Source organism: Novosphingobium guangzhouense (assembly GCF_002896965.1).
GTDB lineage: Bacteria > Pseudomonadota > Alphaproteobacteria > Sphingomonadales > Sphingomonadaceae > Novosphingobium > Novosphingobium guangzhouense.
This window is the reverse complement of sequence record NZ_LYMM01000024.1, coordinates 19129-33672: the sequence shown is the minus strand read 5'-3', so window position 1 is coordinate 33672 and position 14544 is coordinate 19129. Positions and strand designations below refer to the sequence as shown.

Sequence of the window (14544 nt, the reverse complement as noted above, 5' to 3'; positions counted from 1 at the left end):
CCATCGGCCATATCCTGTGACGGAAACCCCGACCTCCGCGCGTGATCCCGCAGTGGACGAGGAACCCGACGAAGCGCTTGACGCTGCCGAAGTGCAGGACGTCGAGGACCGGCGGGCCGGCTCGTCCAAAATCGTCCATGAAGTCGTCCGGCTGCAGGGCGAAGAGGAACTGAAGCGGCCCGCTCTGGCACTTTCCCTGTCAGGCATCGCTGCGGGGCTGGCGATTGCGCTGTCGCTGCTGTGCGAACTGTTCCTGCGCAGCCACCTGCCTGATACCGACTGGGCACCGCTGATCTATTTCCTGGGCTACCCCATTGGTTACGTGATCGTCGTCATGGGGCGCCTGCAGTTGTTCACCGAAAGCACGGTAACGGCGGTGCTGCCCGTCGCCGCATCGCCCTCTTTGGACAAGTTCGGACGGCTGGCCAGACTTTGGGGATGCGTGCTGGTCGGCAACCTTGTGGGGGTAACGCTGGTCAGTGCGCTCATGGCCGGGGAAATCATCATCACGCACGAACAGCGCATGATCGCGCTCGATATCCTCGGCAAGCTGGAGCTTCAGCACTGGACGCGCACGCTGACACTGGGGATTCCCGCCGGGTTCATCATGGCCGCCATCGCCTGGGTCCTTCCCAATGCCCGCGGCAGCGAGTTCTGGGTGATCTTCGCGCTTACTTACGTCATCGCGCTGGGCGGCTTCGCGCATGTCGTGACAGGATCGTCGCAAGCCAGCTTCCTCTGGCTGAGCGGCAACATCAGTTTTGCCGAAGCGTGGGTCGAATTCACCCTGCCGGCGCTGATCGGCAACATCATCGGCGGCACCGGCCTGTTCGCCGTGCTGGCCCACGGGCAGATGCGCAGCGACCTTAGCGCGGATCAGCCGCATTCCGATCACCGGAGCCGCGCCGGATAGGCGGCACATCCCGCGCCGATTGGACGCGGGCGGCGGCATCCTGTATCGAATTTGCCTCTATCGAATTCGAAAGCAAGAAACAGAGCGCGGCACGGTTGGTCTGCTGACAGAACGATCCCATGACGAACGCAGACACACATACCCCCGATACGGAAAATGACCCGCGCTGGCTGCAAATCGTGGCACGGGACAAGCAAGCCGATGGTCACCTCTGGTATTCGGTGGCTACCACGGGCATCTATTGCCGGCCGTCCTGCCCGTCACGCACCGCAAACCCTCGGAACGTGACCCTGCACGATACGCTCGAAAGCGCGCGAGCCACCGGATTCCGGCCTTGCAGGCGCTGCAACCCCGAAGGATCGTCCAGCAACGCCGCGAACGCCGCGCTCGTGGAGCAGGCCTGCCGTCTGATCGAGGGATCGGAAGAACCGCTTTCGCTGGAAACGCTGGCGGCATCGGTCGAACTCAGTTCGGGCTATTTCCATCGGCTGTTCAAGGCACAGACCGGACTGACTCCGAAAGCCTATACCAGTGCCCATCTGGCCCGGAAGGTGCGCGACCGGCTGGCCGAAGGAAGCAGCGTTACCACGGCTATGTACGACGCCGGGTTCAGTTCCAACGGACGGTTCTACGAACAATCCTCGGCAATGCTCGGCATGACGCCGGGCGCCTACAAGAGCGGCGGCGCCAATGAAGTGCTGCATTTTGCCGTGGCCCAATGTTCTTTGGGGGCGATCCTTGTCGCCACCAGCGACAAGGGCGTGGCTTCCATCCTGCTGGGCGATGATCCGGAAGGACTGGTCCGCGATCTTGAGGATCGTTTCCCCAGGGCCACACTGGTCGGGGCCGATGCCGGGTACGAGCAGATGATCGCCAAAGTAATCGGGTTCGTGGAAGCGCCAAACCTGGGGCTCGATCTGCCGCTGGACGTGCGCGGCACGGCGTTCCAACAGCGCGTCTGGCAAGCGCTGCGTGACATTCCCCGCGGCGAAACAGCTACTTACGCACAGATCGCCCGGTGCATCGGGTCGCCAGGCGCAGCACGCGCCGTTGCAGGTGCCTGCGCGGCCAATCCCATCGCCATCGCCATCCCTTGCCACCGGGTCATCCGCAATGACGGGACACTTTCAGGCTATCGCTGGGGCGTGAAGCGCAAACGTATCCTGCTGTCTCGTGAGGCCGAGGCGACCTGAGCACGCACGCAGCGGGTCAGCGCGACCTGTCGCTCCGCAACATCAGCAGGGCGCTCGCCACGTCGCGGGCATTGGGCGCCAGTTCGTCATCAGGCAGTTCGCCAGCAGTCCAGAAGGACAGCACGCCACGAAAGCCGAAAGCCAGATGCCTCGCCAGCGCGGGGTGCGACCGGCCCTGCTGCTGCGCGATCAGTCCTTCGCCCGCCCCGATCGCCAGCGTCCAAAGGGCGGTGGATTGCGCCAGCACTTCGCCATGGGTTGGCCCCGGCGTTCCCAGCCATCCCATCACCGCCCGGTTTACGTGCGGCTCTTCCAGCATCAGTTCAACCACCGTGCCGACAGCCAGCAGCACCCGCTGGCCGGCATCGTCAAGCCGCGGCTTCTCCGCGAACCGCCGGGTGGCAGTTGCGATCCGTCGTGCCGAAAGAGCGTGCATGATCGCGGCCTTGCTGCCGAACTGATTGAAAGGCGTGGCGAAACTGACGCCGGCCTCTGTCGCCAGATCCCGCATCGAAAATTCGGCCTTGCCATCACGCAAAAGGCGTTCGGCAGCATCGATGACACGGTTGCGCACCGGCTCGCCACGCGAACCGGAGGAGGAGGGCTTGATGACCGTCATACTCTTATCTATATCATGATATAAATGTTGTTCATATCATGGAGTAGGCCATGTCGACGCTCATTCCCAAGACTTTCCTGATCACCGGCGTCAGTTCGGGCCTCGGCCGGGCTTTTGCCGAAGGTGCGCTGGCCGCCGGCCATGTTGTGGCCGGAACCGTGCGTAAACCCGAAGACGCCGAACCCTTCGCCTCGCTCGCCCCCGGTCGTGCCCATCCGGTGCTGCTGGACGTGACTCATCTGGACGCGATCGCAGATGCCGTAGCGGACGCAGAGCAGCGGGCTGGACCGATCGACGTGCTCGTCAACAACGCGGGCTATGGCCACGAAGGGGCTTTGGAAGAATCGTCGATGGACGACCTGCAACGCCAGTTCGCAGCCAACGTATTTGGTCCCGTGGCAATGATGAAGGCACTGTTGCCCGGCATGCGCGACCGGCGGCGCGGCCATATCGTCAACGTCACGTCCATGGGCGGGTTCATCACGATGCCCGGCATCAGCTTCTATTGCGGCAGCAAGTTCGCGCTGGAAGGCATTTCCGAAGCGCTGGGCAAGGAAGTTGCGCCGTTCGGCATCCATATGACCGCGCTGGCACCCGGCCAGTTCCGGACCGACTGGGCCGGGCGATCGATGGACCGGACACCGCGCAGCATCGCCGACTATGACGCGGTCATGGACCCCATCCGGGCGGCGCGCCAGGCCAAGAGCGGGCAACAGCCGGGTGATCCGGCGCGGGCAGCTCAGGCCCTGCTGGCACTGGTTGACGCCCCCACGCCGCCGACGCGCCTGTTTCTGGGGCAAGATGCGCTGGATCTGGTTGAAGCCAAGATTGCCGGCATGGGGGCTGAAATCGCGCAGTGGCGCTCATTGTCCTGTTCCACCAGCTTCGCATCCTGAGCATCAGGATCGATCGTCTCTTAAACGAAAGACACAGACGATGTTTGGAATAACACCTTTAGGCTGGGTGCACACACTTGGCAGCCTGCCCGCCATACCGCTGGCGGCCTATATGTTCGCGCGGCACGGCCAGATCATGCCCCGTTCAGTCGCGGGCATCGCCTATCTTGTCTTCATGCTGATCGGAGCGGGAACGGTATTCCTGATTGCACACCAACCCGTCAGCTACGGGATCGGTTCAGCGACGATCCTGCTGCTGATCGCGGGCTATGGCGTGGGGGGCATCACGATCCTCGGGCGGGCGCGGCGCTATCTGGAAACCGCCTTTCTGAGCCTCACCACATTCCTGCTGATGGTGCCGACGGTCACCGAAATCCTGCGGCGCGTTCCGGACGGCCACCCCTTGGTGACCGACCTGAAATCACCCTTGCTGCTGGGATCGCAAGCTGCGCTTGTCGTGATGCTGGTGCTGGGCCTGACCGCACAGTTCATTACCCTGCGCCGTCAGGGGCGTTCCATTCCAGGATGACGAAGATTTCTGCGAACGGTCGCTTCAGGCGCGCGCAGGGCCGCGATCCTGCCCCGCACGGCGGTCAGCAACATGAAGGCGGCGGCATCTCACAAGATGTCGCCATCCTATCACCGCGCCCGATGGCGACATGACGTTGCCCAGCATTGAAAGCAGCCACATCAACGGGCCACGCAAGACGCATGTGGCAAGCAGGAACGGCAGGCCAAAGTCGTGCAGCGGGAGATTCAGCGTCTGCGCCGGGAATTGGCCAAGCTCAAGGCGGAGCGTGATATTCTAAAAAGCGACCCAATATGGTCGTTCCTCATACGTCGCCGGAATGGTGGGTTCATCCCAAACTGGTCGCTCCCAATTGATGCCCTGCGAGAACGGCGGGGAAACATTTAACATCGGTAATCGATATTGATGCGCGAACCAGATCGGGCACCGAACGAAGTTCCATCTTGCGCATCAGGCTTGAGCGGTGGAGCTTCACGGTGATTTCGCTGATCGCCAGTTCCCACGCGATCTGCTTGTTCATCAGCCCGCGCACGACACCGTCCATGACTTGCCGTTCGCGCCGCGTGAGGGTGCCATAGCGCTGGGTCATGGCGCGGTTGCGACGGGCGATCAGACGGCGTTCGATGTCGAGTTCCAGCGCGTATTCCACCGCGTTCAGCAGATCGGTTTCATCATAAGGGCACAGCAGGAAATCGACCGCGCCGGCCTTGATCGCACGCACGGACAAGGGGACGTCGGCATCGTCCGCTACGAAGATGACCGGTATCGGTTCGCCCCGGCTCTTCAGGCGTTCGATCAGGCCAAGGCCCCCGGCGGGGATCTTGCCGTTAGCGGGCCCTTGCACCTCGACAATGACGCAGCAGGGCCCTTCGGGCAGCGGCGCATCCAGTAGCCCTTCGGCACAGGCGAATGCCTCTACGATGTAGCCTTCCTCGCTGAAGAGGGCGTGCAACTGCGAAAATTCCGCTCCACCGTGGCCGACGAACAGGACAGTGCCCTTACGTGCCCCGTCGTCGGTGCGTAACGGTTCGCTGGTGGGATGGATCATTGCATTACTCCCGCTGCCAAGTCTCGGCAGAAACGGAAATGGTGCAAAGTGAACACAACCTGCAATCCCCTCTTTCGGGGGGCTTTCCCCGACATGCCCTGCCGGACTAGATGCGGGCCATGGAAACCAGCGAGTTTGAGTCTCCGATCCGCATCGCCGTGGTCGATGATCACCCGTTGCTTCGCGACGGGATCATAGCCGTCTTTGCGACGCAGCCGGACCTTGAATTGATCGCAGTGGGGGAGGATGGCGAAGCGGCGATCCGCATCTACCGTGAAAAGCGCCCCGATATCCTGCTGCTCGACCTGCAAATGCCCAATGTAGATGGGGTGGAGGCGATGACCCGCATCCTCAGCGAGTTTCCCGAGGCGCGAATCCTCGTGCTCACGACCTATTCGGGTGACGGCCGCGCCACGCAGGCGATCAAGGCCGGGGCCTCGGGCTACCTGCTCAAGAACAGCCTGCGGACCGAATTGCTCGATGCGATCCGCTCGATCCACCGGGGCGGGACGCATTTCGACCGGCAGGTTTTCGGCGCCGCCGACCGCGAGGCCAAGCGGTTGACCGCGCGCGAAAGCGATGTGCTGGAACTGGCGGCGGCGGGCAACTCCAACAAGCAGATCGCCGCGCGGCTCTCGCTCTCCGAGGATACCGTGAAGGGCTATATGAAGGCGATCTTCGCGCGGCTTGGCGCGATGGACCGCACGCATGCCGTGGCGATCGCCGTGCGCAACGGGCTGATCGAACTTTAGAACATGATCGCGCCCAGTTTCCCGTCCGCGCGGGGATGAATGCCGGTGTTTCAGTCGCGCCGTAGCTGGCGGCGCGGGCCGAAACGATCAGCGATACGCGATCTTCGCCGGCAAACTGAGCCGGATCGAGGTGCCCTGCCCCGCGGCATTGGCGATCGAGAAAGAGCCGCCCAGCCGCTCGATCCGCTCGCGCATGCCGGTCAAGCCGAAGTGCCCCTCGCGGCCACCCGCCGCGCGAACGTCTTCGGGGAGGCCGGCGCCGTTGTCCATCACACGCAGCGAGAGGCGGTCGCGGCCGTGGTGGATTTCCACCCGCACCACGCTGGCCTGCGCGTGTTTGACAGCATTGGCCAGTGCTTCGCCAACGGCCAGCTCCAGTTCCTCGGCGACCGGCGCCCCGACCAGACGCTCGGGGCCGTCCACCCGCACTTCCCACGGCAGGGCGTCTCCCACCACGCGCGCGGCGCAGGCGCGCAGGGTTTCCGCGATGCATTTGGGCTCCGCATCTTCGCGAAGGCCGCGCACGCGCTCGCGGCCATGGAGGAGGACATCGTCGGCACGCTCCAGCGCTTCCTCGATGGCAGTGTGTGCGGGGGTGCCCGGCGTGGTAAGATGCAGCCCCGTCTGGAAACGCAGCATCAGGCCCTGGAAGCCCTGCAGCAGTGTATCATGCAGATCCTGCGCGATGCGCTCGCGCTCGGCGACGCGCTCTTCGATGCGGTCGCGCAGGGATTGCATGGCGGCGCGCATGCGCCAGCGGAACAGGGCGTATATTCCCAGCATCACGCCCGCCAGCATCGCGAGCCGGAACCAGGCCGTCTGCCAGAAACGCGGCGCGATGACGAACGTGGCGGTCGCTTCGCGCTTCGCCCATGGGCCGTCGCCGGTGGCGGCGGTGACATGGAAGCGGTAAGTGCCTGGACCGAGGCCGGCGTAGTCGACGCGGCGACGACCGTGCGCCTCCACCCAGCTCTCGTCCACGCCGTCGAGCCGGTAGCGATAGCGGTTATTCTCCGCATCGGCGAGGCCCAGGCCAACGTAGGAGAGGCTGACGCGCGTGGTGCCCGCAGGCAGACGCACGCTGCCGAGCGGATAGGCGTGACCGTCCACCTCAAGGCCGGTGACATGGATCGGCATGTCGCGCGCCGGCGCAGCGATGCGCGAGGGATCGACCTGCACCACACCGGTGCTCGTCACAAACCACAGCCGCCCCTGTGCATCGACGGCAGCATCGTTGGCGGAATAGGATTCGGTGCGCGCACGGATCACGCCGCTCTGACCGAAGCGGGCAAGCGGGATCGGGGTTCCGGGTTTTGCGAAAGCGGCGTCGAAGTCCGCCTCGGCGACGCGGATGATGCCGCCTGAGGAAATCAGCCAGTAATGCCCGGCGACGCGCACGATGCCCATGACGCCTGCCAGCCAGGGATAGGTCCGCGCGCTCAGTTGCTGCACCCGGCGGCCGTCGTAACGGGCAAGGCCCGCCTCGCCGCCGATCCAGGTTTCGCCGTCCATCTGCTTGAGCAAGCGCACGAAGCCGACGCCGCCCTTGCTGCCGGCACCGTCGCCCTCGGGCCAGATGGGGGTCGTCTTCCCGTCATGCACCCGCGCGAGCAGGCGCAGCGGCTGGTTGACGATGAAGGTATTTGGACCCGGCGCAATGAAGGTTGTCGCGGGCGGCAGGCTTTCGTCCTTGGTCCAGCGGGTGCCGTCCAGCCGGAACATGCCGGATGCCGATACCGATTCCCACAACCGCCCCTGAGGGTCGGAGGCACAGGCCTGCCCGAACTGGCGCTCCTTTTCCAGTGGGCCGATGATCCGCGTGGCCGTCGATCCGCGCACGAGGTATTCATTCTTGTACGTGAGCACATAGGCGCCCACCCCCGCAACCGAGCAGATCTCCGCCAGCAGGCCTGAGCGGAGGATCAGCTGCGCCTTGCCGTCCACGATGCGGTAAAGCCCCTCGTCCCCGCCGATGTAGAGCGAGCCGTCAGGGCCGGTGGCGATGCCGGTGCGCACCCCCTTGATCGCGGCGTAGCGCACCACCGGCGTACGCACGAAGCGGTGCAAGCCATCGGGCGCGCCGCCCCAGATGGTGCCTTCGGCATCGCGCATCAGCGTGAAGATGCCGACGGGGTAGCTTTGCGCGTGCTCCATGTTCAGCGCGCCGCGCGGCACCGTGGCCAGGCCGGAAGCATTGCCTGCGATCCACAGCAGGTCGTCATCGTCGAACAGCATCTCGCGCCAGCCGTCGCCGCCGCCCAGCGGTTCGCCAAAACCGACGCCGGTCGGCACGAAGCCGTTCGGCGTCAGGCGCTGGAGGCCGTCGCTCGAAAAGAACCACAACTGGCCGGTGCGATCCTCGCGGAAGGCGGGGCCAAGGTTCATGAGCGCGGGCACCGTCTCCAGTTTACGGCCGCCAGGGGGCAAGCGGCGCAAGTCGGGGTTGGAGGCGATCCAGATCGCGCCGCTGCGCTGGCGAAACATGCGCATCAGCGGCCCGTCTACGTCGATCACGTCCCAGCGGCCGTTCACGAAATGGCGCAGCTGCGATCCGAAGCCGCTCCACACCGACACCCAGATCGAACCGTCCGGCGCGGCAATGATATCGGTGATGCGTCCGCGCGGCTTTTCCGGGTTGGCGCCGCGCAGGCGGCCGGCCTTGAGCCGGGCCAGGCCGCCGAAGGCATAGCCCACCCATAGGCTGCCGTCGGGCGCAGCGGCGAGCGCGGTGACCTGCCGGGCGCGGAAGTTATCGAAGTCCTCCGGCTCCACGCGCAGGAAGTTCAGCCCGTCGAAACGGTAAAGCCCATCGCCGGAGCCGAGCCACAGGAACCCGTCGCGGGTGCGGGCGATGGCACGGATATCCGGCGGAGCGCCATCCGCCAGCGACCAGTAGCGGCTGGCATAGCCAGGAATTTCGGTGGCAGGCGAAGCCAGCAAAGCAGGCGCGGCGAGGCTTGTGCAGACAAGAGCGGCGGCGCGAAAAATGGTTCGAAGGGCGTGGGCGGGACGCATCGCCCGCGCATCGCACGGCGCTGCGCGGGCGACAAGTCAACCTTTCGTTTGGGGCGCCTTCAGGGCCGGTGCGGCATTGCAGCGGCGGGATCGCGCAGGAAAACGAGTGTGCCGCCCAGCACGATTGCGCCGGCGAGGGTCAGGGGCAGCGCCAGTCCACCGTGAAACAGGAGCAGCGCGCCCACTGCGGCTCCGGCGAAGATCGAGAGCACCGCGCCGAAGCGGCGGGCGAAGTTGGGCGTGCGCCCGCCCACCTGATCGGCGGCGATGCCGGTGATGGTAAGGGTGAGCACGGTGGTTGTCAGGTCCGGCACTTTCAACTGGCGCACGGTGGCGTTGCGCAGGCCCATCGCAAAGCCGGTCAGCACGATCACGGCCATCACCCCCGCTTGGGGAGCCTGCGCGGCGACGTCGATGTCGAGCGCGATCAGCGCGGCGATCCACAGCAACGCGGCCTCAGCGACGGCCGCCCACATCAGCCAGCGGCCGAGCGCCCGCTCGACATGCGCGCGAGCGAGATGCCCGGCGCCCCACGCCCCTGCCATGAATGCTACGAGTGCCAGCAATGACGGGATAACCTTGAACCCCGGCGTGCCCGCAGCAGCAAAGCCGAGGAACACGACGTTGCCGGTCATGTTGGCGGTGAAGACTTTGCCAAGGCCCAGCACAGAGGCCGCATCGACGAGGCCGGTCGTGGCGGACAGCAGCAGGAGCAGGCAGGGAAGCAGGGCAGGCTTGGGTGCGGACGTAGACATGGTGGGCGATCTCCTGAGTGGTAAGGATGGTCTACCGGGCGAACGCCCGCCGGGTTATTGGAATAAAGTGCGTCGTTTCGTTCGATGATCTGGAAAAGACCATCAGAACCGGAAATTGCTTTCGCAGCCGATCATGCGGATGGTCCTGGCGCTGCCCGTTTCGCGGATGAACGCGCCCGGCGCGAAGGCAGAGACCGACAGAGAAAGCTCCAGCTCCGCCGTCGCCTGCCAGGCGAAGGTGGCTTCCACTTCCTTGCCGATGAAACGGGCGCGGCTATTTCCGGCGGCGCGGATGAGGTTGCCGGGGATGTCGTAGATCCCGTCTTCCAGTGACTGGCGCCAGTAGGCCGCCGCCGCCACGCCTGCCGAGACGGTCGGGGCGAGTTGCAGCCCGATCGCCGGATGCAGGTTCATGATGTTGTACGGGCCGACCGGCGAGAGCTCGCCGAAATACTTGCCCTTGGGGAACAGCGCGTTGAAGGTGCCGATGCGGTTGTTGGCAGAGCCGTGATCGCCGCTGACCACGTTGGCGCGCAAGGTCAGGTCGGGCGAAAGCGGCAGGTCAGGGAAGGCACGGCCGAACTCGGTGCCGAGCGTCCACGCGGAGATCTTGCCATCGGCAAAGTGGCCGAACTGGTAGGCGCCCTCGACATTCCAGTGCCAGTCGCCACGCTTTGCGTGCCAGCGCGCGCCGAGGGTGTGGCGCGTTTCGCCCCCCTCGCGCCCAAGCCAGCGAGCGGCGTCGTTGCGGTAGCCGAGGTAGTAGAGGTCCACTTCAGGCATCGCGGCATAGGCGCCCCACAGGGCTTTTTGCGAGGAGGTACGGTCGTTAAAGCTGCCCTTTGCGGGCTGGACCGGGCGCATGGCCAGCAGGCTGACGTTGGCGGCCCCCACCGTCAGGTTGGCGCGCAAACCGTCGAAGGCCAGCGGCACGTTGGGGCCGTACCGCGTACCCACCAGCCGCTCGGTGCCGAGCGAGAGCATCTGTCGCCCGGCGCGAAGCGCCACGGGGCCAAGATCCGCCTCGACGAAGCCCTGCAGCAGATCGACGCCGGTGCCGTCTATCGGACCCGGCGAGGGCGCGACACTTACCGAGGTGGCGAGGATCGGCTGCGCGAAGGCGCGCAGCTTTCCAACGTGGAGGTCCGCATAAGGCAGTGCACGCAACCAGACATAGCTATCGTTCGGTGCCTCGGCGCTTGCCCAGAGGTTGTTTTCGTAATTCTCGTTCCGGGCGCGCAGTTCTACGCCAGTGGAGAGCCAGGCATCGTTGCCCCCGATCTGACCGAGTGGGATGTACTTGAATGGGCCGGTCCAGTGATGATCGCGCTTTTCGGCGCTTTCGAGGTCGGACCAGTCCTCGTCGTAGCGCGTGATCGTGAGGGTCGGGGCTTCCCATGCCTCCTTCGGCGCGGCGAGGGCCACATGGGGCAGCAGTGCTGCCGCCGCCGCCGCCGTCGCCGCGAGCCAGGCGAGGCAGCGAAGACTAGGCATCACGTCGGCCCTTATGGGCCAACACTGCAACCAGCACGAAGCCGCCGACGAGGCCCATGTGCTCGAAGAACGCGTTCATCGCGCCGAAGCGCTCCGGCCCCTCAGGCATTGTCCAGAAGGCGTTCGCCACCAGCGCGGCGAAGAATGTAAACACGCCCAGCATCCCCGCGCCCAGCCAGACGAGACGGCCCGAGAGGATCAGCACGGAGCCGGTCAGTTCGACGGCGATTGTCAGTGTGGCCCAAAGCGCGGGCGGGGTCAGGCCGAAGTGGGCCTGCTCTGCCAGAGCGGCGGGCCAGTCGCCCAGCTTGTCGATGCCGCCCACGAGATAGGCGCTCACCAGTGCGAGCCGGGCGAGAAAGGCGGTGGGGGTGAAGTCCAGCACCGCCCCGACGAATGAAGGCGTGCGGTTCATCGCCGCTCTGTTCTGGGGCAGGCTGGCCATCGCTTACGCTCCCTGGTGGATTTCGGCGACGTAGCCGCCGGGGAAGCGCACGATGGCGGTCTGCCGCTTGCCGACGTCGAACGGCGCGACGAGGGTTTCGACGCCTGCCGCCGTTGCCTTCGCCAGCGTGGCGGAAAGGTCGGTGACGGCATAGCCGGTCATGTCGCGGCCATAAGGCCAGGGCAGCTGGCCGTCTGAGACGAAGACCACCATCCTGCCGTAGCCGCTCTCTATCGAGACGCGGCGCACGGTCTTGCCGGGCTCGCCGATCTCGGCGCCGGAGGCGGCCTTGTCGTCGGCGGTAATCCTGCCGTGGGCGTAGCCGGTCCAGCTCTTGACGAAGGCGTCGGCGGCATCGGGCGTCAGGTAGACGCGGTTCTCCGGCACGCTGGCAAGCGGCGCGTAGCTGGGCTTGGCGGTGTGCCAGTAGATCTGCATGTTCACGCCGCCCGGCCACTGCACCACGGAATCGCGGCCGATGGGATCGGGGAAAGTCGCGATACGGCGCACCGCGCCATGCTTCACGGCAGAGGCCACCGCCGCATCGATGTCGGTGACAAGGTAGCCGGTGCGCTCGTCGCCGAACGGATAGGGGATCGGCGTCTTGAAGCCGAACACCGAGACGGTGCCCGAGGGCGTCAGTACCAGCTGCGACTTGGTGAGGCTTTTGGTCGGCGTCACCTGAAATTCGCCCTGCTTGCTGGTGGCCCCACCAAAGGTGGCGACGAAGCTGGAGACGAAGGTATCGAACTGGTCCTGCGGGACGTAGACGTGAGTCGTATCGTACTGCGGACCGACCGAATAGTCGGCGGTTTCGGCCGCGTAAGCCGGAACCGAGGCGAGGACGGCAGCGGCGATCAGGAAGGTAAAGCGCTTCATCGGGGGGGCTCCTTCTGGGGCGAGTTTCAGCGTCGTCTGGAACCAGTCCGCCTATGCTTCAGCGGCCTGTCCAGAACGGTCTAAGGCGTGATCGAACTCCTAACGATCCGAATAAAATCGTCTGGTGTGTTCGATATTCTAGAAAGCTAATGCCTCGGCTTAGACGGCCCAGCAGCCGCAGCCGAGCGATCCCCAGAACGTCTGGACATCGGCGGCGGGGATGTTGGCCCCCAGCGCAGCGGCGTGGTCATGGCCATGGACGCCGCAGCTGCTCGCGCAGCCGCAGGCCGATGCCAGCTTCTGTTTGGCTTCGGGCGTCTGGTAATAGCCGCCGAAGGTGGCGACCGGCGACCAGTCCGGCATCGGGCGCGGCAGTTTGGGGGCTAGCGGGGCGAAGTCGCCGTCGCCGTGGACCACCTTGCCGCCCAGCATCGTCAGGATCGAGCGGATGTGAACGATCTCGTTGTCCGGCACGGCGAAGTAATCGTCCGAGAGCAGCGCAAGATCGGCCAGCTGGCCCGCCTTGATCTGTCCCTTCTTGCCGACTTCGGTGGAGAACCAGGTGTTCTCATGCGTCCACATGCGCAGCGCCTTTTCGCGGCTGACGCGGTTGTCGCCGCGATAGAGCGAGAGCCCCCCCACCGTGCGCCCCGTCACCAACCACGAGAGCGAGACCCACGGGTTGTAGCTGGCGACGCGGGTGGCGTCGGTGCCTGCGCCCACCGGGATGCCGGCGGCGATCATGCGTGCAATCGGCGGGGTGCGCTCGGCGGCTTTGGCGCCATAGCGTTCGACGAAGTATTCGCCCTGATAGGCCATGCGGTGCTGCACCGCGATGCCGCCGCCCAGCGCCGCAATACGGTCGATGTTGCGGTCGCTGATGGTTTCGGCGTGGTCGAAGAACCAGTTGATGCCTTGCAGCGGGATGTCGGCGTTGACCTTCTCGTAGACGTCGAGAGCGCGGCCGATCGTCTCGTCGTAAGTCGCGTGCAGACGCCATGGCCAGCGGTTCTCGGCAAGCAGGCGGATGACGGGTTCGAGATCGCCTTCCATGCTTGGCGCCATGTCCGGGCGAGGCTGGCGGAAGTCCTCGAAGTCTGCGGCGGAATAGACCAGCATCTCGCCGGCGCCGTTGTGGCGATAGGTGTCGTCGCCCTGTCCTGGCGTGACCTGCCTGGCCCACCCGGCGAAGTCGGCGAGTTCTTCCTTCGGCTTCTGCGTGAACAGGTTGTAGCTGATGCGGACGGTCAGTTGATCGTCCTGGTGCAGCTTCTCGATGATGTCGTAATCGTCGGGATAGTTCTGGAAGCCGCCGCCCGCGTCGATCACGCCGGTGACGCCCAGCGCGTTGACCTCGCGCATGAAATGGCGGGTGGAATTGAGCTGGTATTCGGGCGGCAGCTTCGGCCCCTTGGCCAGCGTCGAATAGAGGATCGTTGCATTGGGCTGGGCGAGCAGAAGGCCGGTGGGATTGCCTGCCGCGTCGCGCACGATCTCACCCCCCGGCGGGTTCGGCGTGTCCTTGGTATAGCCGACGACGCGAAGGGCCGCGGCGTTCAGCAGCGCGCGGTCGTAGAGGTGCAGGATGAACACCGGCGTATCGGGCGCAACTGCGTTCAGTTCCTCGATGGTCGGCAGGCGCTTTTCGGCAAACTGGTGCTCGGTAAAGCCGCCGACCACGCGCACCCACTGCGGGGCGGGGGTGTTGTCGACCTGCTTCTTGAGCATCGCCATCGCTTCGGACAGGCTGGTCACGCCGTCCCAGCGCAGTTCCATGTTGAAGTTGAGGCCGCCGCGGATGATGTGCATGTGGCTGTCGATCAGGCCGGGGATCAGGCGGTGGCCCTTTGCGTCGATCACCGTGGCTTCGGGCGCGGCGGCGCGCACTTCGGCCTCGCTGCCCACGGCAAGGAACTTGCCGTCACGGATCGCCACGGCCTGTCCTTCCGGGTTCTCACGGTCGAGGGTGGTCACCTTGGCGTTGATGATGATCGTGTCGGTCATTG

At 65.3% G+C, this 14544-nt stretch carries 13 protein-coding genes; 5 read left to right on the top strand and 8 right to left on the bottom strand.

The annotated features are described in order from the left end of the window. The first annotated feature begins 16 nt into the window (after positions 1-16). Positions 17-913, top strand: a complete 897-nt coding sequence (locus A8V01_RS06905; protein WP_245892365.1) for a formate/nitrite transporter family protein — start codon at positions 17-19, stop codon at positions 911-913. A gap of 119 nt (positions 914-1032) precedes the next feature. After that, a complete protein-coding gene (ada, locus tag A8V01_RS06900) occupies positions 1033-2106 on the top strand; it encodes a bifunctional DNA-binding transcriptional regulator/O6-methylguanine-DNA methyltransferase Ada (protein ID WP_103095187.1) in 1074 nt (357 codons plus the stop codon). A gap of 16 nt (positions 2107-2122) precedes the next feature. Here ada and A8V01_RS06895 read toward each other — a convergent pair whose 3' ends face one another. Beyond that, positions 2123-2725, bottom strand: a complete 603-nt coding sequence (locus A8V01_RS06895) for a TetR/AcrR family transcriptional regulator (protein ID WP_103095186.1) — start codon at positions 2723-2725, stop codon at positions 2123-2125. 50 nt (positions 2726-2775) lie between these two features. Here A8V01_RS06895 and A8V01_RS06890 point away from each other — a divergent pair, with 50 nt between their 5' ends. Beyond that, positions 2776-3621 carry an oxidoreductase gene (locus A8V01_RS06890; protein WP_103095185.1) on the top strand — a complete coding sequence of 282 codons (846 nt, stop codon included), beginning with the start codon at positions 2776-2778 and terminating at the stop codon, positions 3619-3621. 136 nt (positions 3622-3757) lie between these two features. After that, a complete protein-coding gene (locus tag A8V01_RS06885) occupies positions 3758-4150 on the top strand; it encodes a hypothetical protein (RefSeq protein WP_245892364.1) in 393 nt (130 codons plus the stop codon). A gap of 328 nt (positions 4151-4478) precedes the next feature. Here A8V01_RS06885 and A8V01_RS06880 read toward each other — a convergent pair whose 3' ends face one another. Further along, positions 4479-5198 carry a response regulator transcription factor gene (locus A8V01_RS06880; RefSeq protein ID WP_103095183.1) on the bottom strand — a complete coding sequence of 240 codons (720 nt, stop codon included), beginning with the start codon at positions 5196-5198 and terminating at the stop codon, positions 4479-4481. Positions 5199-5317: 119 nt separating this feature from the next. On the opposite strand from A8V01_RS06880, the gene A8V01_RS06875 reads away from it, so the two are divergent. Beyond that, positions 5318-5950, top strand: coding sequence for a response regulator transcription factor (locus tag A8V01_RS06875; protein WP_103095182.1), 633 nt, complete (start codon positions 5318-5320; stop codon positions 5948-5950). Positions 5951-6037: 87 nt separating this feature from the next. On the opposite strand, the gene A8V01_RS06870 is transcribed toward A8V01_RS06875, so the two are convergent. The 6 genes from A8V01_RS06870 to A8V01_RS06845 all read right to left on the bottom strand — a co-directional run bounded on the left by A8V01_RS06870 (position 6038) and on the right by A8V01_RS06845 (position 14542). Beyond that, entirely contained in the window at positions 6038-8965 is a 2928-nt protein-coding gene (locus tag A8V01_RS06870) for a sensor histidine kinase (RefSeq protein WP_103095181.1), read from the bottom strand. A gap of 59 nt (positions 8966-9024) precedes the next feature. After that, positions 9025-9720 (bottom strand): YoaK family protein, encoded by a 696-nt coding sequence (locus A8V01_RS06865; RefSeq protein WP_103095180.1) that lies wholly within the window; start codon positions 9718-9720, stop codon positions 9025-9027. A gap of 102 nt (positions 9721-9822) precedes the next feature. After that, on the bottom strand, positions 9823-11214 hold the full coding sequence (locus A8V01_RS06860; RefSeq protein ID WP_103095179.1) for an alginate export family protein: 1392 nt from the start codon (positions 11212-11214) through the stop codon (positions 9823-9825). After that, complete coding sequence (locus A8V01_RS06855) at positions 11207-11659, bottom strand: DoxX family protein (protein WP_103095178.1); 453 nt, start codon at positions 11657-11659, stop codon at positions 11207-11209. The genes A8V01_RS06860 and A8V01_RS06855 overlap by 8 nt, the downstream gene beginning before the upstream one ends. A gap of 3 nt (positions 11660-11662) precedes the next feature. Further along, positions 11663-12538 (bottom strand): VOC family protein, encoded by an 876-nt coding sequence (locus A8V01_RS06850; RefSeq protein WP_103095177.1) that lies wholly within the window; start codon positions 12536-12538, stop codon positions 11663-11665. 159 nt (positions 12539-12697) lie between these two features. Further along, a complete protein-coding gene (locus A8V01_RS06845; RefSeq protein WP_103095237.1) occupies positions 12698-14542 on the bottom strand; it encodes an amidohydrolase in 1845 nt (614 codons plus the stop codon). Positions 14543-14544: the final 2 nt, after the last annotated feature.

What these genes read in the sequence shown, in the direction of transcription:
- ada (WP_103095187.1), top strand. Translation starts at nt 1,033, where the DNA reads ATGACGAACGCAGACACACATACCCCCGATACGGAAAATGACCCGCGC.
- A8V01_RS06895 (WP_103095186.1), bottom strand. Translation starts at nt 2,725, where the DNA reads ATGACGGTCATCAAGCCCTCCTCCTCCGGTTCGCGTGGCGAGCCGGTG.
- A8V01_RS06890 (WP_103095185.1), top strand. Translation starts at nt 2,776, where the DNA reads ATGTCGACGCTCATTCCCAAGACTTTCCTGATCACCGGCGTCAGTTCG.
- A8V01_RS06885 (WP_245892364.1), top strand. Translation starts at nt 3,758, where the DNA reads ATGCCCCGTTCAGTCGCGGGCATCGCCTATCTTGTCTTCATGCTGATC.
- A8V01_RS06880 (WP_103095183.1), bottom strand. Translation starts at nt 5,198, where the DNA reads ATGATCCATCCCACCAGCGAACCGTTACGCACCGACGACGGGGCACGT.
- A8V01_RS06875 (WP_103095182.1), top strand. Translation starts at nt 5,318, where the DNA reads ATGGAAACCAGCGAGTTTGAGTCTCCGATCCGCATCGCCGTGGTCGAT.
- A8V01_RS06870 (WP_103095181.1), bottom strand. Translation starts at nt 8,965, where the DNA reads ATGCGTCCCGCCCACGCCCTTCGAACCATTTTTCGCGCCGCCGCTCTT.
- A8V01_RS06865 (WP_103095180.1), bottom strand. Translation starts at nt 9,720, where the DNA reads ATGTCTACGTCCGCACCCAAGCCTGCCCTGCTTCCCTGCCTGCTCCTG.
- A8V01_RS06860 (WP_103095179.1), bottom strand. Translation starts at nt 11,214, where the DNA reads ATGCCTAGTCTTCGCTGCCTCGCCTGGCTCGCGGCGACGGCGGCGGCG.
- A8V01_RS06855 (WP_103095178.1), bottom strand. Translation starts at nt 11,659, where the DNA reads ATGGCCAGCCTGCCCCAGAACAGAGCGGCGATGAACCGCACGCCTTCA.
- A8V01_RS06850 (WP_103095177.1), bottom strand. Translation starts at nt 12,538, where the DNA reads ATGAAGCGCTTTACCTTCCTGATCGCCGCTGCCGTCCTCGCCTCGGTT.
- A8V01_RS06845 (WP_103095237.1), bottom strand. Translation starts at nt 14,542, where the DNA reads ATGACCGACACGATCATCATCAACGCCAAGGTGACCACCCTCGACCGT.